Here is a 17,496-nt window from a genome sequence, read left to right on the forward strand (position 1 = left end):
AAGTGATTTTTTCATTTATAAATCAAGATGTAGAGGGTTAGTAATATATTCCTTAGATATTTTAGACACTGCCTTCCAAGAATTATCAAACTTTATATAGGATAAATAGTCGGTAATAATTAAATTATCCTTTCTATAAAACTCCGTTTTGACAATAGCTGTACTGTCCGTTAAGTCTAATATTTGAATTTTATATTGAAGATTTCTAACACCTGAGTTCATTTTCTTAGGAGAGTGTTTATAGTCTTGGACAATCTCAATCCATTTATCTAAAGAGAGTTTAAATATTTCGTTTCCTTTGGGAACAAGAATCGTAAAAGAAGGATGGAATCCTCTTCTTATTTGTTCAATATCTAAGTGGTTTAAAGCTCCTTGTGCGAAGGTCTGTTCCACTAAGGTAATAAGTTCATTATTTGCCTGTTCTAAAAAGATGCTTTGTGCTGACATGTTAATTGTTTTTAGTGAGGTTACTACAAAGACTAAAATTAAAAATGTTCGTATCATACATTTAATGTATTTAATTGACTTCAATTGTAATTTATTTACAATTGCAAATGAAAGGCGAATATTTTATATTTACAACATAAATTGTAAATAAATTACAAAATGACAGAAAAAAATGATAGTACTGATTTATCTTTCGACTTTGATTTTTTAGATAAGTTGGTTGTAGGAATAGGAGAAGTAGCCCAAATTACTGGGATTGCAACTCGTCAAATTAGATATTGGGAAGAAAAAGGTATTGTTACAAGTTTAACTGAGGAAGAAGGGAAAAATAGAAGATATAACTACGAGAATATCAAAAAGATGTTATTGATTAAGGAACTAATGGAAGAAGGATATACTTTAGATGCTTCAGCTGATAAAGTGAAGAAACGCATGGAGATGATTGAAGAAACGTTAAACAAGCTTAAAAAGCATACAGAATAATTAAAACCCAAGTTAAGTAAATTTTACTTGGGTTCTAATAAAGCTTTAGCTGTATCTCCAACTACTTGACCTGAACAGATATTACCAACTGTGTTTTGTATTAGCTTACTTTCTTTATCTCCGTAATCTCTATTGAGTTGAGATAAATCCTGAAAACCATGACAGACAGCTACTTTATTACTATGCGCTGTGCAATAAGATTATCTAGTCCTCTAAAATAGATAGTTGGTAACTCATCTATTATAACAGAGCTTTTAAGCTTTCCTTTTTTATTTATTAGTTTTACTATACGTGAGTTGTAAAGTCAAAGAGTAGCGGAGTAAATTTTTTGAAAACTTGTTAAAAATCAAGGTTTTTGAACAAAAGAGTAAAGATAAAAGGTAGATGGGATAGTATCTAAAAGGGATCAATCTCAAAAGTTGTGTGTGAATTAAAAACTACAGATCTTTGTAATGATAAATAATAAACGTGGAAAACTATATTGAGTTTATAAAAATGATTTTACCTGAGTTTTTAGTAGAACATTTTGATTTAGTAAAAACGATAAAACAAGGTGAAACAATGCACCTATATTTTGAAGAATTTAATAGAGTCCCAGATGAAGCGAAAGACCGTATTCTTATAGGTCATGGGTTTCATAATGAAACCACAATACAAGACTTTCCATTACGAGGAAATAGTGTTTATCTTCATGTCAAGCGACGTCGTTGGTTAGATAAAACTACTCGCGAATTAGTACAGAGAGATTGGAATCTAGTAGCAAAAGGCACTCGTTTAACTGATGAGTTTGCCTCTTTTTTAAAAGAAATTAATAGATACTAAGGCAAGTGATTGTCATACAATAGGAGGTTTCTTTAATATTGATGGTAAAAAACTACAACGCCAATACAAAGATTCACTAAGTGATTTTCAAGCTTGGGAACATAAAAGAACACGCTAAAGACTATCTTCTTTTTCCTGAAAACATAGGACCTAAACTATCAATAGACGAAACAGCTTTGTCAAAAGGTGAGCTCTATACAATTATTACAAACAAGTATAGTAGAGGAAAGAAAGGGAGTATAGTAGCCATTTTTTCTGGCACTAAAGTAGAGCCTATTATAGAAAAGCTCCTTACAATCTCCTCTAAGACAAGATCTAAAGTTAAGGAGATAACACTTGATATGGCAAATTCTATGAAAAAAATTGTTACGAAGTGCTTTGTTAATGCCACACAAGTAACAGATCGTTTTCATGTACAGAAACTAGTAAATGAAGCATTACAAGATATTAGAATACAAGAACGTTGGAATGCTTCAGATATTGAAAACAACTTAATCCTACAAGCTAAAAAAGAAGGTAAACAATTTATTCCAATAGAGTTTGATAATGGAGATACAGCTAAGCAACTACTTATAAGGAGTAGATATCTACTAACTATGGATCCAAGTAAATGGACCACTAATCAAATACAAAGAGCAGATATATTATTTAATCAATATCCTTTGATTAAACAAGCTTATAATGTAGCGCAACACTTAAGAATAATATATAACACAACCACAGTAAAAGAAGTAGCTTATACTAAACTGGCTCATTGGTACAATGATGTTATGAAGATTAATTTAAAACAATTCGGCACTGTTATCAATACAATGCAAATCAATTATAAAACAATTCTTAACTATTTTGATAATAGAAGTACCAATGCCTCTGCTGAATCTTTTAATGCCAAAATTAAAGCATTCAGAGCTCAGTTTAGAGGTGTAAGAGATATTGATTTCTTTTTATTGAGTTATTAAATTAACTTCCGTACATTAGTATCTTAAAATCAACAGTATGGAAATTTTTAAGGGTCAAAACATTCTTAACTTAGTAAAAGAACTACCAGATGACGAATCTTGTAAAGCTTATCTAAGTAAAATAAAGTGGTCAAACGGTTTTACTTGTGTAAAATGTGGACACAAAAAAGGTTGCTTAAAATCTAATCATTCATACTATTGCTATAACTGTGAGCATGTTGAAAGCTCAACAGCTAATACCTTATTTCACAAAGTCAAATTTGGTTTACATAAAGCATTTATGATTGTGTTTGAAATGACAACTTCTACCAAAAGCATATCTAGTATTCAAATGGGTAAACGCTATGGTATAAGCCAGCCAACAGCGTGGGGCTTTATGCATAAAGTTCGTTTAGCTATGCAAAGTAGCGAGCAATCTCCTATGACTGAGACAGTCCATGTTGATGAGTTTGTTGTAGGGGGATACGAACAAGGAAAACCAGGAAGAAGTTACGACACCAAAAAAGCTAAAGCAGTGATAGCTGTAGAGTTAAATACTGAAAGAAAAGTAAAAAGAGCCTATGTTAAGTGTATTGACGATTACTCTGCTAAGTCATTAACTACTATATTCGAACAACACATTTCAGAAGATGCTAATGTAGTTACAGATAAATGGAGGGGATACAATCCCTTGAAAAAAAAGTATAACATCACTCAAAAAGAAAGTGATAAAGGTGCTAATTTTAAAGAATTACACGTGATAATTCACCAACTTAAATCCTGGATTAGAACTGTACCTTCACATATCAATAAGAAATACATCCAAGCTTACTTTAATGAGTTCGTATATAGATTAAATAGATCCTTATTTAAGGAAACTATTTTTCATAACACAATTGTAAAGATGGTTAAAGCGAAACCAACTACTTTAAATATGATTAGCGGAAACTAAACAGATAACTCAATCTTTTTATACAGATTGACTAAGCTTTATGCATAAACACAACTTTTGACTATGATCCTCTAAAAGTATCCGAAAAATAAAAGTGTACAAATATAAATATAAAAAAGCCTAACTATTTGATTATAAATAGTTAGGCTTTTTTATTTGTGGAGTCGCCGAAAGATTTAGAGGGTAAAACATCTACAATATAACGAAAATAAAAATAGATAATTATTTGATTTATAGGTGTTTAGTTATATTGTATTAATGTTTTTATTTCACATATTATGGCAAGAGCGTACAGAAAGCGTACAAGTTTTTCTATACAAATTTCTAGCATATTATTCTTTTAAATCTGTTTATGACACAACATACATTATTCTTCTAATTTACTTAAAAAAGTTAAGTGATTTTCAATGACATATCTCTGATTGGCATCATTATACACTGTGTGCTTTTTGCTTAGTAAACATTATTTTCTATATTTACGTCATCCTTGATGGACCTAGTTATTTAATAATAACAAAACTATTATTAATCTTAAAAGAGTTCATCATGGCAGGAATTACCTTTCTATATCGTTCTTCTAAAGATAGGGCTAACTTAATTCTAAGATTAAGGTACACCTATAAAAACATTAAGCATACTTTAGATACTGATTCAAAAGTTGAAGTTACTAAAGAGTATTGGGAGAATATTCATCTAAAAAACAGCATCCGCGATATTAACAAAAAAAACGAGAAGCTTGTTCTTGAACAATATCTATTCAAAATAGAGAATTTTATATTAAAAGAAGTCGAGGAGATAGAGGCTAAACGTATTAGTAAAAGATGGCTTGATAAAAAGATCAAGTTATTTTATAATCCTTCTCTTGAGCAAAAGATACCTACGCGTATATTTAAATATATCGACTATTATTTAGAATACCGTAAACATGAATTATCAAGTTGTCACATAAAAAAGTACACTACACTTAAAAATAAGATTAGAAGGTTGGAAAAGGCCTTTGATGAACAAATTCATTTTAACACCATCAATGAAAAGTTTAGAAAAAAATTTGAATCTTATTATAAAGAGAATGAGTATTCCCAAAATACTCTACAACGTGAATTTGTGAGTATAAAAACTTTATGTAATCACGCTAGAAGCTTAGGCGTTCATACTAATATGTTATATGATACTTTGACTTTTAAAAAATATAGAAATGAACATATCATTTTTTTTACAAAAGATGAACTTGATAAAATTTGCTATTATGAGTTTGAAGATGAATTCAAGTATTTAGAAACTGCAAGAGATTGGCTTGTAATTAGTTGTTACACAGGACAACGTGTATCTGATTTTATGCGATTCAAAAGTGAGATGATTATGAAAATGGAAGGGCGAAAAATTCTTCAAATTCAACAAAAGAAAACAAAGAAACATATTAGTGTTCCACTTCATTCTGAAGTTGAAAGGATATTGGATTATAGAAATGGTGAATTTCCTAAAGCACTTGTTGATCAAGAATACAATAAGCAAATTAAGGAATTAACGGAACTTATAGGTATTAATGACTTAGTACATGGCGGTATGGCTGTCCAAACTAAGCATGGTTATAGAAAAAAGGTAGTTAAAGCAGAAAAATATAACTTTGTAACTACTCATATTGGACGAAGAACATTTGCTACATTGTATTATGGAAAAATGCCTACGTCTTTGCTTAAAGATTTAACAGGGCATTCAACCGAAGCTATGCTGCTAACTTATATAGGCAAAAATAAATTAGAAAGTGCAGTTTCAGCATTTAAGTACATAGATACATTATGAATTTTAAGCATTAAAATGCCATTTAAAGTAACTGAAAGACAATATGAATCTACCATAGTAATCATTCTTTACATTACTACACTAATAACCATTAAAATTCGTATAGTATGAAAAAAAGTAAAGAAATTTTGAAAAAATTAGATTATGTTTTGAGTTTGTTAGAGAGTAGGGTAGTGACTGGTATAAAAGAAGTTTTAAATATCGATGACTTACAAGAATACACAGGGTTTAAAAAATCATATATCTACAAACTTGTTCACACTAATGCTATCCCATTTTCAAAACCAAATGGCAAATTCCTCTATTTTCAGAAATCTGAAATTGATCAATGGTTGATCAAAAACAAATCATTAAGTGAAGATTCTATAAAGGAAAAAACTCAGAACTACACATTGAAGAAAATTTAAAAATGAAGAATTAAAATTCTTATTAAAGTAACAAGGTTAGCTATTTGCTAACCTTGTCTTATCAGATAAGTTTTATTGTAATTTAAGAATTTGTAACTCAGTAATTGATTGTAAAATTCTTATTAATGGTTCTAATAATAATCTTTGTTGTTCTTGAAAATGTTTTTCTCCATGTTGCATATTACATCTTACATTGTATATAGTACTTAAGATTGCTTGAACTTTTAAATTCACATCATCATTTTCCATATTTTGGGCAAGTTGAAGATCAAAGTCTTCTCGTGGAACCCCATCCTCTAAATTAATATGAAATACATTATTTTTAATTAAGTTAGAAATGGCATTAACATCCTTTATACAGTCTTGTTCTTCTAGCTGAATAAATATATTATTAGCACCATTGTATTGAATAACAAGCTTAGTAGCTTTTTCAAAATCTGAATATCGTGGTTTTTCTAGATTTTTGTTTGATTCTAAATCTTGATAAGATTCGTTAAAAAGCCTGTTGTAAAGAGTGTATAATGCAGTATACTTATCAAATAAAGTTATTAGGCTATCATCTTTATATTCTGCTATTTTATTTTTCCACGTTTCAATATAATTTTTAGTTTTCGCTTTCATCTTTAAGATAAATTAGTGTTTTTTATTCTAGTGTTTGAGTGCTTCATGATTATCTTCTGATATATAATATAGTTGTTGATCTGCTGGACGATGTTTAGACTTATATTCTATTAAAGTATTGATTTTTAAGCGAGAGTTATGTCCTTTTATGATTTATACTATAGTGAGAGTCTTTATCTGAAAAAGATGATATATAACCTTCACTTACTAGAATATTTAAAAGTTGTTCATTATCAGTGTTCTTAGCAATTCTTGCTTTTCTACTCTTGTCAGTAATTTGAGCATATTCATTTCCTAAATTTTCTAAGTAATTCTCAATGAATACTAAATCATATTTTTTGTAGTTTTTGTTGAATAGTTTAAGGCGTTCAATAACAGAAATATGGCTGTTATTTAGAATTGAACTTAAAATTGTATCGTTAACAGTGAATTTACTATCTGTTATAAGTATAGAACTTAATAGTTTTAAATTATTATTTGTAGCAATCACATTATCAGGACATTGATTTAATATGGTCAGCTTTTCGGAATCATCTAAGAGAGAAGACTTCAGTATTAATTCTATATCGTCGCTATCAAATTCAAGCTGATTTAAGATTTTGAAGTAATTATTTTTTTTGGTTTCAAGTAGAAGAATATTCAATCCGTTAGATTTTTCTTTTAGTGAATTAAAAGTTTCAACAATAGGATCTAAACAATTATTATTAATAAGTGATTTAATCTTATTATTAGATATTGTGTCAAAGTTTAAGTTACTATAACACCAAGGACTTGATTTACTTATTAAAGCATAAGAAGTGTCTTCTATCTGATCATTTTGAAGTATTTTTCGCCAAAATTTGAGATAAGTAGGTTTGGTAGTTTCGTCTGTTGATATTTTCGTTTTCGATAATTCTTCTGCATTTTCAATTATATTGATAAACTCAATAGTAGATTGTGTGATTTCTAGTTTAGTATCTTCTTCCTCACCAATATCTTGATTAGAATACTCATGTAATAAATTTTCCCAAGATGGAATCAATAGATTGTTTTCTAGTATTTTAGAGTATAGTTCAATATTATTAATTGTAGAAAGCTTACTAATCTTAGTTTTTACTTGGATAATAATGCGTTCCTTGTTTTTATTATTAATATTTTTATTATTAAGTAGTTCTACTAAAAAATTTTCTTTTTCATTTACATTACTAGTTATTTTTAAATATACGTTTTCTATGTATGTATTAATATTCTCCTCTATGTATCTAGCTAATTCTTCTACTTTTGAATTCTTAATTGCAAAAAAGTTAGAGTTATCAAAATCTACTTGATTAAACTCGCCAAATTTATTAATTATGGAAACTATCATATCAATATTTATTTGATAATATTGATTCTTATAGATAAAGGAGAGCATTTCATCTGTAGAATTAGCAAAGTCAATTTGAGTAAAAAGGATATTTAATTCTTCAATAATTTCTTTGAGTTTTTTGTGATTCTCAGTGATGTTTAAGAATAGAGGATTAGATAGCATGACTTTTGTAAAAGAAGATTGGTTTGAAATCTCAACTATAGCATCTATGTTTCCATTATCAATGATACTTTTAAAGATTGAGTTTTTTAACTCATCTGTAAAGTCAACACTAGTTTCTATATATCCCCATATATTACCCCATTTGTCGCATAGTATGTTTATGAAAGAATCTAGTTTTTGAGATGTTTCAAAATATCCTTTGATAAACTCAATAGATATATCTGACTCATCTTTAAGTTTGTTAAATATCGATTCTAATTGAGTTTTATATTTATTTTGATTAGTAAGTAAAAAATCTAAAAGATCATAGTTTAATATATACTCTGTCTGGAAGTCAAATAGGTTAATTTTTGAAAGTAATTTTTCAATTTTAGATAATTTAAAGTTGAAAGGTTGCTTTATTGAGTTTTTTACACTAATATGGAATTGATAGTCAGATCTAGTGATACTTTCTTCATGAAATAATGAAATGTAATCTATATAATCCTCTGCTATATAGTTATTTCTTAAAAGAATAATTATAAACTTAAGATTAATATCTTTGCTAATACTGATTTCATTGAAATTATTTGATTTTAAGAGTTCCGCTATTTTATAATTTCTAATTATAGTTTTTTGTTTGTCTAATTCGTTTATTTTATTTTTGAGGGAAGAAATTCTGCCGTTTTTAAGTTCTATAATCTCCTTTTCCTTTTCTGCGTAAGATTTGTTTGGGTCAATTTTTTCTTCAATCTCAGAAAATTTTGTAGACAAACCTGTGGCTCTACTTAATAAACTATAACTTTGGGCATATAGTTTGTTGTATTGATAATTATCTGATGTAATGTATGAAAAGTTGATATCTTCTACCATTTCATCGATTGATATAGTATCATTATTTATAATAAATGACCTAAACTCGGGTAAAGTATTCATTACCCTAAACAAATAGAGCAATCTTAAATCTTTAATATTATCTATAAATAAGTTTTCATAGTCCCTAATTTGACTTTTAGCAACATTAATCTCTTCATTAATTTTATTCAATGAATTTTTTATAAAAATTGCTTTTGAATTAAAAATCTCATATAGATTCCCTTCATTATAACTTAACTGCATAAAATCATTCGGATAGATGTTCTTGTAAGTTATTATAGCAAATAGTTTGTCTTGATTTAACGTGTCATTTAATTTTTTGCTATACAGATAAAACTCATTTGATATATTGTGAAGCAAGCGCATATCATCGATAAAAAAAGATATGTCTTCAATCAAATTATCACTTAAATTAAAACCAAATTCTTTTTTCTTTTTCAGTAGTATTTCACTTGAATTTGATGAATTTATAACAGGTATTACAGGAATGATAAAATCAAAAAACTTTGTTCGTTCTTTATCTGTAAACATATCATCACGAACAGCATAAAGAAAAACAATTTCTTTACGTTTGGTTTTTTCAGAGTTGTTTAATAGTAAGTTAAGTTCTCTTAGTTTGGTAAAGATTTCTGTTTCACGAAATCTATCCAAATCCTCAATTACTATCACATTATATGGTCTTATAGAAAAGAAATAAAGAATCTCATCTATGTGATGATTTAAGATAGATTTATTAAGTTGATCTCCAATACCTATTTCAGCATTTTGTATCTTAAATTTATTTATTGTGACAGCACTAATAATTCTGACTGATTTTAAAATGATAAAAAATAAGCCAATGATTATTATGACAATACCAAAATAATGAACAATGTCACAAATTTTATTATAAAGGGGAGTATCTTTAAAGATAGTTTGAATAAAGTATGGATTGATGTAGTTATAAAGGGCTATTGCAAAAGCTAGATATCCTATAGAACGTAAAAACAAATTAGAAGAACTATAGCTCTTTATTTTTTTAAATCTTGAATCAGGTATTTTTTTATCTTCTTCATGATAAAAAATTTGCTCCAAAATACTAATTTCTATAAGTCTAAGTAGTTCCGTTTTATCAACTTTGATTTTTTTACCATTTTCATCAAATCTAGGCTCTTCATCTTTAAAAGTGGCTAATGAAATGTTTAAAAATTTTAAATCCTTACCTTTATAATTATGTTGGAATGTCTTTAAAATAGTACTTTTCCCTGCGCCATATGGACCTGTTAAAGCGATGTTCTTTATGTCTTCATTTTTACGATTCTCTAATGCCCATAATAATGCTTTAGAGTAATGACAATTCTCTTCTTTAGTAATGATGGGAGATAATGATGTATAACCTAACTTCTCTTCTTCTTTGTCAGTGATTTTATATCGAATTGATTCAAGAAACTTAATTATTGAATCAATTAGTTTAAGAAATTGTTCTTTTATCAGTTTAATAAAGGCTTTCATAATCGTTAAAAGTTAACTCATAAAGATATAAAAAATAAGTATTTAATAAACATATAAGAAATACTTCGTATTTGTAATAGTAAGTGGTAAGTTAAGAGAAGAAAGTATCGGTTTTTTAGATTGATATTTCAATAAGAATATTGAGTGAGTAATTAGACATTATATTCTTAGAGACTTATTAATCATTGTATGAAAGGTTTTTTCTTTTAAAATATTTTGTCAGTTTAAAAATTCATCGTAATATTGCGATATGTAATTAAGTATAAAACAATGGGAGTAACAAAATCAGAATTATTTAGTGATAAGAAGAATAGGTTGTCGCTTATGTTTAAGGTTTTAGGGCATCCAGCAAGACTTGCAATTCTTCAGTATATTATCAATCAAGATGCTTGCATTTGTAATGATTTGGTAGAAGAGCTTGGATTGGCTCAAGCAACTATTTCACAGCACCTAAAAGAGCTTAAGAATAGTGGGCTAATTAAAGGAACAATTGATGGTAAATCAGTTTGTTACTGTATTGATGATGCAGTTTGGAATGAGTTTTTTGAGGAATTTAAAATGTTTTTTACTCAAAGAATCCAGTCAGAAGGTTGCTGTTAATATTTTTTAATTAAAATCATCGTAATATTGCGATTATAATAAAACAAAATAGAATTATAATATGAAATTATCAGAAGTAAAAGCAGTTTTAGGAAATTTAGATCGAGTAGATTTTCAATTTGAAGATGGAACGTTTGTTGCAGAACACTTCCATGTAACAGAAGTAGGTCAGGTAACAAAAAAGTTTATTGACTGTGGAGGAACAATAAGAGAAGAGGTTAAGGTAAGTTTTCAATTGTGGAATGCAGATGATTATGAACACCGTTTAAAAGCAGGTAAATTGCTTAATATTATTCGATTGTCAGAAACAAAATTAGGTATTGTTGATGCGGAGATTGAAGTAGAAGTTCAAGGTAAAGAAACAATAGGAAAGTATTTCTTAGAATTTAATGGAACTCACTTTTTATTAAAAAATACATTGACTGCTTGTTTAGCTGAAGATGCTTGTGGAATTACACCAAGTAATCAGGTAACTCAAACTAGTTGTTGTGATCCTAACTCTGGATGTTGTTAATCTTAAAAAAGTAAAAGATGTATAAAACATTATCAACTACAATTAGCACTATACTTGAATCACAAATGATAAGTGATAGTAGAAAAGAAGCTTTGGCTCCTTTGGTGGCTTATATTCAATCTAAGGTTGATTCAAAATCTCCAATTCGAATCAATTTTATCTGTACACATAATTCAAGAAGAAGTCATTTGACTCAGATTTGGATGCAAGTAGCGGCTAGTTACTATGGCATTGCAAATGTTACTTGTTATTCAGGAGGAACCGAGCAAACAGCTATGTATCCAATGGTTGCTACAGTTCTGAAAGAACAAGGGCTTGATGTATTTAAAATTGCAGAAGGAGAGAATCCTATTTATGCTATAAAGTATGGTGATAATGAAGTTCCTATTATTGGTTTTTCTAAGAAGTACGATGCTGCTTTTAATCCAAGTGGTGATTTTGCAGCTGTAATGACTTGTTCACAGGCTGATGGAGGTTGTCCTTTTATAGCAGGTGCTGAGCGAAGAATCCCTATTACATTCGAGGATCCTAAGGCATTTGATGGAACAGCAAATCAACAAACAGGATATTTTAATCGAAGTATTGAAATTGCAAGTGAAATGTTTTACATCTTATCACAAATTAAAAAGTAAGTTATGCAAGTTAGAATGAAATTTTTAGATCGATACTTAACCCTTTGGATTTTCTTGGCTATGGGGATTGGTGTTTTGATAGGAAATGTATTTCCAAGTGTTTCTAATGTAATGGATAAACTGTCTATAGGAGCTACCAATATTCCGCTGGCTATAGGGCTAATCATCATGATGTATCCTCCACTGGCTAAGGTTGATTATAATCTATTACCAATGGCTTTTAAGGATAAGAAAGTACTAAGCTTATCTCTTTTCTTAAACTGGATTGTAGGACCTGTTTTAATGTTTGTTCTGGCTATTATTTTCATGCGTGATGAACCTGATTATATGGTAGGGTTGATTCTTATTGGTTTAGCCAGATGTATTGCAATGGTGATTGTATGGAATGATTTAGCAAAAGGTAATCGAGAGTATGCTGCCTTGCTGATTGCATTAAATAGTGTTTTCCAAGTGCTGTTTTATAGCTTCTTTGTTTGGCTTTTTATCAATGTATTACCTTCTTATTTTGGATTTGCTGATTATGCTATTTCAATTAAGATGAGCGATGTTGTACAAAGTGTGCTTATTTATTTAGGTATTCCATTTTTAGCTGGCTTTTTAAGTCATAAGTACCTAATTAAAATAAAAGGAGAAGATTGGTTTAAGCGCAAGTTTATCCCTTTTATTTCACCCTTTACTCTATATGCTTTACTATTTACCATTGTACTTATGTTTAGTTTAAAAGGAGAACAAATTGTTCAATTACCTATGCAGGTAGTTAAGGTTGCTATTCCACTTGTGATTTATTTTGTCTTGATGTTCTTTGTTAGCTTCTTTTTAAACAAGTCAATGAATGTTGATTATGATAAAAATGCTGCTATTTCTTTTACTGCATCGGGTAATAATTTTGAATTAGCGATTGCGGTGGCGATTGCTGTATTTGGGATACATTCTCCTCAAGCTTTTGTTGGGGTTATCGGACCTTTAGTAGAAGTTCCTGTATTGATTTTACTGGTTCGTGTGAGTTTATGGATGAAAAAGAAATATTATACAAAGTAAAATATAGCCTTTATGAGAAGTTTTGTAAATGATAATAAAGTTGATCAAAATGATTATGATTTAATCATTATTGGTGGTGGTCAAAGTGCTTTGGCTTGTGGGTTCTATTTAAGAAGAACACAAATAAAGTATTTGATTTTAGATCAGCAATCTCAACCAGGAGGAGCTTGGATTCACGGATGGGATTCATTGTCTTTGTTTTCTCCTGCTGAGTTTAGCTCTTTACCAGGCTTTATGTTTCCTAAATCAGAAAACTATTATCCTGTTCGAGATGAGGTTATTTCCTATATGGAAGATTATCAGTCTAAATATGAACTCCCTGTAAAAAGATCTGTTCAGGTTACAGCAGTTTTAAAGCAAGAGGGAGGATTTACTTTAAAAACTTCGATTGGCGATTTCAAAGCAAAAGCAGTAATATCTGCTACAGGAACATGGGCTAGTCCTTTTGTTCCTGTCTTTAAAGGTTTAGATCAGTTTAAAAATGAACAATTACATTCTGCTTATTATAAAAATGCTTCAGATTTTATAGAAAAAAAAGTATTGGTCATTGGTGGAGGTAACTCTGGAGCACAAATTTTAGCAGAAGTTTCCAAGTATACAGCTGTTACTTGGTCAACAATAGGAGCGCCAGCTTTTTTGCCTGACGATGTTGATGGTAGGGTACTTTTTGATGTAGCAACGCAAAAATATAATGACCAAAAGGCGGGTAATGATCAGGCACAAGCAAAATATAATGTAAGAAGTATTGTTATGGTTCCCCCTGTTGTGGATGCTAGAGCAAGAGGTATTTTAAATAGTAAAGGAGAGGTTGAACGCTTTACTGAAAATGGTGTTGTTTGGAAAAATGGAGAAGAAGAAAACTTTGATGTTGTTATTTGGTGTACAGGATTTAAGCCTGCCTTAAAGCATTTAGAACCTTTGGGTATTCTTCAACCAGATGGCAGAGTGAATACCAATGGTAATAGCAAAGTTGAAGGAATTAATGGTTTGTGGCTTGTAGGGTATGGTGATTGGACTGGTTTTGCTTCTGCAACATTAATAGGAGTAGGTAGGTCTGCTAGGAGTACAGTGGAAGAAGTTGTAGATTTTTTAAAGTTGTAAGAATAACTTTAGATAAATTGTTCGTATATTTACGAATAGATTAATTTGATAAATGATAAGGGTATGTTGAAAAGAGACTTAACAGAAAAACAAGTAGAGATAGCAAGAATAACGAAGGCTTTATCTCATCCTATACGAGTAGCCATTTTAGAAATGCTTGCTTCTCAGGAGTGTTGTTTTCATGGAGATATGTCAGAGGTATTACCTGTAGCAAAAAGTACATTGTCTCAACATTTAAAAGAATTAAGAGAAGCTGGCTTGATTCAAGGAACGATTAATTTACCTACAGTAAAGTATTGTATTAATAAAGAAAATTGGCGAATTGCTAAGCAACTATTAAACGAGTTTTTTGAAGATATTAAAAAGCCTTCTGAGTGCTCATAAAAAAAATTTACATTTAATGTTCGTAGTTTTACGAATTACGAACATTAACAATTATTGAAACTAAAAAAATTAAATAACATCAAAATTAATACTTATGAAAACAACTTTTTTGAGCCTTATCTGTATGTTGGCTTTAGTTACTAGTTCATGTTCAGACAAGAAAAAGACACAAGAACAAGATGCGTTAGTTGAGTCGAGTATAGAAGCATTAGATCAAGAGCAGACTATACAAGAGAAATCGGATAACACGATGGTTTATGTTTATTATTTTCATGGAAAGCAACGCTGTAAAACTTGTTTAGCAGTTGGAGATTTAACTAAGAAAACTGTAGAAGGGGCTTTTGCTAGTAATGAGTTAGTGAAGTTTATTGAAGTAGATACAAGTGAAAAGCAGTATAGTGATTTAGTGGAAAAATATGAAGTGACTTGGAATGCACTTATTATTGCAAAGGGCGATGATTCAATTAATCTAACAGAAGATGCTTTTGCAACAGCACTGTATCCACCCGAGCAACCACATATTTCATAAGCTAACGTAAGGTAGTAAGTTTGCTTCAAATAATAAATAGATGAGCAAACAAGAAATAATGTACTCTCACGTAGAGGATTGGCAAGTAAGTGGATTAACACAGACAAGATACTGTGAAAATGTAGGAATTAAGTTAGCAACATTTAGTTATTGGGTAGTCAAGTATAAGGCAGCGTCAATCCAATCAGTGGATAGCAATTTTATAACTGTAAAAAAGGATCCAATAGCTAGTAGTATTCAAGAATATGAGATTATGTATCCTAATGGTGTAAAGTTACGAGTACATACAGATAATCTAAGTGAACTGTATTCATTAGTAAACTTAGTTTAATGTTTAGCTTGAGTAGTTCTCATCAATTTCATTTGTATAAATCAGCTTGTGATATGCGTAAGAGTTTTGATTCTCTGTGTGGTATTGTTCAAAACGAACTTAATCAAGTAGCTCATAATGGCAGTGTCTATGTCTTTATCAATCGCCGAGGTAATCAAATGAAGCTCTTACATTGGGAAACAGGTGGGTTTGTGTTATATCACAAACGCTTAGAGCAAGGTACCTTTGCTTTTCCGGTTCATAGTAAAACACAAATAAGTTGGAGTGATTTAGTACTTATGATAGAAGGTATACAGGTTATAAAAAGTAGTCAAAAAAGAAGGTTTTTATTGAAGTAAAATACGCGCATACCTTGTGTAAACGGGGCTTATGTCGTATATTTACTGTATGGAAATAGACTTAGAAAATTTATCAAAAGAACAACTTTTGGCGCTTATAAAAAAGCAGTCAAAGACTATTTCTAAACAAGAGAAGGCAATCTCAAAGCAAGAACATAAAACATCTGTTTTAGAAGAGAAAAATTCTAAATTAGAAGATAAAAACACAGAATTAGAGCGTTTAGTCAAACTACTTCAACGTATGAAGTTCGGTCAGAGTCGTGAACGCTTTGAAGACCCTAATCAAACTCAGTTACCCTTAGACGTTGAACAAGCAGTTTTAGAAGAACAAGAAGAAGTAATCAAACAAGAGATTACCTACTCTCGTGAGAAAAAGAAACATCCAGGACGAGCTAAACTGCCAGATCACTTACTTGTAGAAGAAACACATATCTATCCAGAAACAGACTACTCAGATATGATTTGCATTGGTAAGGAAATCACAGATATCTTAGATTACGTTCCAGGCTATTTTAAAATAAAGAGACTTATTAGATATAAATACGCTACTAAAGATAAAGACAATACTAAAATTAGTATTGGCGATCTTCCAGAGCGAATTATTGATAAAGGAATAGCTTCAGAAGGACTTCTATCAACAATATTAGTTGACAAGTACGTAGATCACCTTCCTTTATATAGACAGAAGCAACGCTTTTCCAGAGAAAACATCGATATAGCTTCTTCTACAATAGATGGTTGGGTCGCTCAAAGTATGGATGCTTTAAAGCCTCTATATGAAAAGCTTGTGATGGATATCAAAAACGAAGGGTATCTTCAAGTTGACGAAACCACCATCAAAGTTTTGGATGAGAAAAAGAAAGATAAGTCTCATCTTGGCTATTATTGGGTGTATCACGCACCTATATCCAAGCTCGTGATGTTTAATTACAGTCCTACTCGTGCCAGTAGCGCTGCACTACCTATATTAGAAAACTTCAAAGGGTATCTGCAAACCGATGGTTACGCAGGGTATAAAGCCTATGGAAATAAGTCAGATGTAACGCATCTTGGGTGCTGGGCACATGCTCGTCGTGAATTTGAAAGAGCTTTAGACAATGATAAAACAAGAGCTCAACATGTACTTGCTGAAATACAGAAGCTATATGCTGTGGAACGACAAGCTAAAGAACAAAACTTAACTCCACAGCAAATTAAAGAGCTTCGTCTAAAAGAGAGTTTACCTATTATCAACGAACTTGGTAAATACATGTTTACTCAAATGAAACTTACCTTGCCTAAAAGTCAAATAGGTAAAGCCTTTGCTTACTCACAAACAAGATGGGATAGTCTTAGTGCGTACTTATACGACGGAAACTTACAGATAGACAACAATCTTGTAGAAAACGCTATTAGACCTGTAGCTCTTGGTCGTAAAAACTACTTATTCGCAGGATCACACGATGCAGCGCAAAGAGCAGCTATGGCGTATACGTTTTTTGCTAATTGTAAAAAGCACGATGTCAATCCATATCAATGGTTAAAATACGTATTGAAAAATATTCAATCCATAAACCACAAGAATATTACAGATTTATATCCTCATAACTACAAGAAACTTATCGTAGATAACGTAGAAGAATAATTATATCTCACAAGATGCACTTGCTCGGGGGCTTACACAGCACTAACAACACCAAAGGTATTAGAAGAGCTTATAGTTG

19 protein-coding genes and 1 pseudogene are annotated in these 17,496 nt (G+C 30.1%); 16 read left to right on the forward strand and 4 right to left on the reverse strand.

Translation table 11 applies throughout. From position 1 onward, the window contains the following. Nucleotides 1-15 precede the first annotated feature (15 nt). Nucleotides 16-447, reverse strand: a complete 432-nt coding sequence (locus LNQ81_RS14315; RefSeq protein WP_229947881.1) for a nuclear transport factor 2 family protein — start codon at nucleotides 445-447, stop codon at nucleotides 16-18. Nucleotides 448-606: 159 nt separating this feature from the next. On the opposite strand from LNQ81_RS14315, the gene LNQ81_RS14320 reads away from it, so the two are divergent. Next, nucleotides 607-930, forward strand: coding sequence for a MerR family transcriptional regulator (locus LNQ81_RS14320; protein ID WP_229947883.1), 324 nt, complete (start codon nucleotides 607-609; stop codon nucleotides 928-930). 32 nt (nucleotides 931-962) lie between these two features. Here LNQ81_RS14320 and LNQ81_RS14325 read toward each other — a convergent pair. Further along, nucleotides 963-1,261: pseudogene (locus LNQ81_RS14325) on the reverse strand (TraM recognition domain-containing protein); the annotation flags it as partial. A gap of 137 nt (nucleotides 1,262-1,398) precedes the next feature. Here LNQ81_RS14325 and LNQ81_RS14330 point away from each other — a divergent pair. The 5 genes from LNQ81_RS14330 to LNQ81_RS14350 all read left to right on the forward strand — a co-directional run bounded on the left by LNQ81_RS14330 (nucleotide 1,399) and on the right by LNQ81_RS14350 (nucleotide 5,849). Next, nucleotides 1,399-1,752: an ISAon1 family transposase N-terminal region protein gene (locus LNQ81_RS14330; protein WP_229944319.1), complete on the forward strand. Its 354-nt coding sequence runs from the start codon at nucleotides 1,399-1,401 to the stop codon at nucleotides 1,750-1,752. Nucleotides 1,753-1,832: 80 nt separating this feature from the next. Next, entirely contained in the window at nucleotides 1,833-2,711 is an 879-nt protein-coding gene (locus LNQ81_RS14335; protein WP_229947884.1) for an ISAon1 family transposase, read from the forward strand. Between the two features lie 37 nt (nucleotides 2,712-2,748). Further along, nucleotides 2,749-3,642 carry an IS1595 family transposase gene (locus tag LNQ81_RS14340; protein WP_229945071.1) on the forward strand — a complete coding sequence of 298 codons (894 nt, stop codon included), beginning with the start codon at nucleotides 2,749-2,751 and terminating at the stop codon, nucleotides 3,640-3,642. Between the two features lie 546 nt (nucleotides 3,643-4,188). Then, nucleotides 4,189-5,442, forward strand: a complete 1,254-nt coding sequence (locus tag LNQ81_RS14345) for a phage integrase SAM-like domain-containing protein (RefSeq protein ID WP_229947885.1) — start codon at nucleotides 4,189-4,191, stop codon at nucleotides 5,440-5,442. 107 nt (nucleotides 5,443-5,549) lie between these two features. Next, nucleotides 5,550-5,849, forward strand: coding sequence for a helix-turn-helix transcriptional regulator (locus LNQ81_RS14350; RefSeq protein WP_229947886.1), 300 nt, complete (start codon nucleotides 5,550-5,552; stop codon nucleotides 5,847-5,849). A 72-nt stretch (nucleotides 5,850-5,921) separates the two neighbouring features. Here the strand turns inward: LNQ81_RS14350 and LNQ81_RS14355 are convergent, their stop codons facing one another. Together LNQ81_RS14355 and LNQ81_RS14360 are read right to left on the reverse strand one after the other, a co-directional pair. Next, on the reverse strand, nucleotides 5,922-6,470 hold the full coding sequence (locus LNQ81_RS14355) for a hypothetical protein (protein WP_229947887.1): 549 nt from the start codon (nucleotides 6,468-6,470) through the stop codon (nucleotides 5,922-5,924). Between the two features lie 136 nt (nucleotides 6,471-6,606). Next, complete coding sequence (locus tag LNQ81_RS14360) at nucleotides 6,607-10,305, reverse strand: YobI family P-loop NTPase (RefSeq protein WP_472850266.1); 3,699 nt, start codon at nucleotides 10,303-10,305, stop codon at nucleotides 6,607-6,609. Nucleotides 10,306-10,596: 291 nt separating this feature from the next. Between LNQ81_RS14360 and LNQ81_RS14365 the strand changes: the two genes are divergently transcribed. The 10 genes from LNQ81_RS14365 to tnpC all read left to right on the forward strand — a co-directional run bounded on the left by LNQ81_RS14365 (nucleotide 10,597) and on the right by tnpC (nucleotide 17,417). Then, on the forward strand, nucleotides 10,597-10,926 hold the full coding sequence (locus LNQ81_RS14365; RefSeq protein ID WP_229947889.1) for an ArsR/SmtB family transcription factor: 330 nt from the start codon (nucleotides 10,597-10,599) through the stop codon (nucleotides 10,924-10,926). A gap of 61 nt (nucleotides 10,927-10,987) precedes the next feature. After that, the gene (locus LNQ81_RS14370; RefSeq protein ID WP_229947890.1) at nucleotides 10,988-11,440 is read left to right on the forward strand and encodes a DUF6428 family protein; all 453 of its coding nucleotides are present in this window, start codon (nucleotides 10,988-10,990) and stop codon (nucleotides 11,438-11,440) included. 17 nt (nucleotides 11,441-11,457) lie between these two features. Next, nucleotides 11,458-12,072 (forward strand): arsenate-mycothiol transferase ArsC, encoded by a 615-nt coding sequence (locus tag LNQ81_RS14375; protein ID WP_229947891.1) that lies wholly within the window; start codon nucleotides 11,458-11,460, stop codon nucleotides 12,070-12,072. A gap of 3 nt (nucleotides 12,073-12,075) precedes the next feature. Further along, a complete protein-coding gene (gene arsB, locus LNQ81_RS14380; RefSeq protein WP_006260097.1) occupies nucleotides 12,076-13,110 on the forward strand; it encodes an ACR3 family arsenite efflux transporter in 1,035 nt (344 codons plus the stop codon). A 12-nt stretch (nucleotides 13,111-13,122) separates the two neighbouring features. Then, the gene (locus LNQ81_RS14385) at nucleotides 13,123-14,211 is read left to right on the forward strand and encodes an ArsO family NAD(P)H-dependent flavin-containing monooxygenase (RefSeq protein ID WP_229947892.1); all 1,089 of its coding nucleotides are present in this window, start codon (nucleotides 13,123-13,125) and stop codon (nucleotides 14,209-14,211) included. Between the two features lie 63 nt (nucleotides 14,212-14,274). Further along, nucleotides 14,275-14,595, forward strand: a complete 321-nt coding sequence (locus tag LNQ81_RS14390; RefSeq protein ID WP_006260099.1) for an ArsR/SmtB family transcription factor — start codon at nucleotides 14,275-14,277, stop codon at nucleotides 14,593-14,595. A gap of 94 nt (nucleotides 14,596-14,689) precedes the next feature. Continuing rightward, the gene (locus LNQ81_RS14395) at nucleotides 14,690-15,124 is read left to right on the forward strand and encodes a nitrophenyl compound nitroreductase subunit ArsF family protein (protein WP_229947894.1); all 435 of its coding nucleotides are present in this window, start codon (nucleotides 14,690-14,692) and stop codon (nucleotides 15,122-15,124) included. 40 nt (nucleotides 15,125-15,164) lie between these two features. Next, nucleotides 15,165-15,455, forward strand: coding sequence for an IS66 family insertion sequence element accessory protein TnpA (gene tnpA, locus LNQ81_RS14400; protein WP_229946861.1), 291 nt, complete (start codon nucleotides 15,165-15,167; stop codon nucleotides 15,453-15,455). Next, on the forward strand, nucleotides 15,455-15,793 hold the full coding sequence (gene tnpB / locus LNQ81_RS14405) for an IS66 family insertion sequence element accessory protein TnpB (protein ID WP_255669468.1): 339 nt from the start codon (nucleotides 15,455-15,457) through the stop codon (nucleotides 15,791-15,793). The genes tnpA and tnpB overlap by 1 nt, the downstream gene beginning before the upstream one ends. 49 nt (nucleotides 15,794-15,842) lie before the next feature. Continuing rightward, a complete protein-coding gene (gene tnpC, locus LNQ81_RS14410) occupies nucleotides 15,843-17,417 on the forward strand; it encodes an IS66 family transposase (protein ID WP_229946857.1) in 1,575 nt (524 codons plus the stop codon). Nucleotides 17,418-17,496: the final 79 nt, after the last annotated feature.

It is taken from the genome of Myroides oncorhynchi (assembly GCF_020905415.1).
GTDB classification, from domain to species: Bacteria; Bacteroidota; Bacteroidia; order Flavobacteriales; family Flavobacteriaceae; genus Flavobacterium; species Flavobacterium oncorhynchi_A.

Bases quoted from the DNA above. Each gene is read 5' to 3' on its own strand.
- tnpB (WP_255669468.1), top strand. From the start codon at position 15,455: ATGTTTAGCTTGAGTAGTTCTCATCAATTTCATTTGTATAAATCAGCT.
- tnpA (WP_229946861.1), top strand. From the start codon at position 15,165: ATGAGCAAACAAGAAATAATGTACTCTCACGTAGAGGATTGGCAAGTA.
- LNQ81_RS14355 (WP_229947887.1), bottom strand. From the start codon at position 6,470: ATGAAAGCGAAAACTAAAAATTATATTGAAACGTGGAAAAATAAAATA.
- LNQ81_RS14320 (WP_229947883.1), top strand. From the start codon at position 607: ATGACAGAAAAAAATGATAGTACTGATTTATCTTTCGACTTTGATTTT.
- tnpC (WP_229946857.1), top strand. From the start codon at position 15,843: ATGGAAATAGACTTAGAAAATTTATCAAAAGAACAACTTTTGGCGCTT.
- LNQ81_RS14390 (WP_006260099.1), top strand. From the start codon at position 14,275: ATGTTGAAAAGAGACTTAACAGAAAAACAAGTAGAGATAGCAAGAATA.
- arsB (WP_006260097.1), top strand. From the start codon at position 12,076: ATGCAAGTTAGAATGAAATTTTTAGATCGATACTTAACCCTTTGGATT.
- LNQ81_RS14385 (WP_229947892.1), top strand. From the start codon at position 13,123: ATGAGAAGTTTTGTAAATGATAATAAAGTTGATCAAAATGATTATGAT.
- LNQ81_RS14365 (WP_229947889.1), top strand. From the start codon at position 10,597: ATGGGAGTAACAAAATCAGAATTATTTAGTGATAAGAAGAATAGGTTG.
- LNQ81_RS14315 (WP_229947881.1), bottom strand. From the start codon at position 447: ATGTCAGCACAAAGCATCTTTTTAGAACAGGCAAATAATGAACTTATT.
- LNQ81_RS14370 (WP_229947890.1), top strand. From the start codon at position 10,988: ATGAAATTATCAGAAGTAAAAGCAGTTTTAGGAAATTTAGATCGAGTA.
- LNQ81_RS14340 (WP_229945071.1), top strand. From the start codon at position 2,749: ATGGAAATTTTTAAGGGTCAAAACATTCTTAACTTAGTAAAAGAACTA.
- LNQ81_RS14345 (WP_229947885.1), top strand. From the start codon at position 4,189: ATGGCAGGAATTACCTTTCTATATCGTTCTTCTAAAGATAGGGCTAAC.
- LNQ81_RS14375 (WP_229947891.1), top strand. From the start codon at position 11,458: ATGTATAAAACATTATCAACTACAATTAGCACTATACTTGAATCACAA.
- LNQ81_RS14395 (WP_229947894.1), top strand. From the start codon at position 14,690: ATGAAAACAACTTTTTTGAGCCTTATCTGTATGTTGGCTTTAGTTACT.
- LNQ81_RS14350 (WP_229947886.1), top strand. From the start codon at position 5,550: ATGAAAAAAAGTAAAGAAATTTTGAAAAAATTAGATTATGTTTTGAGT.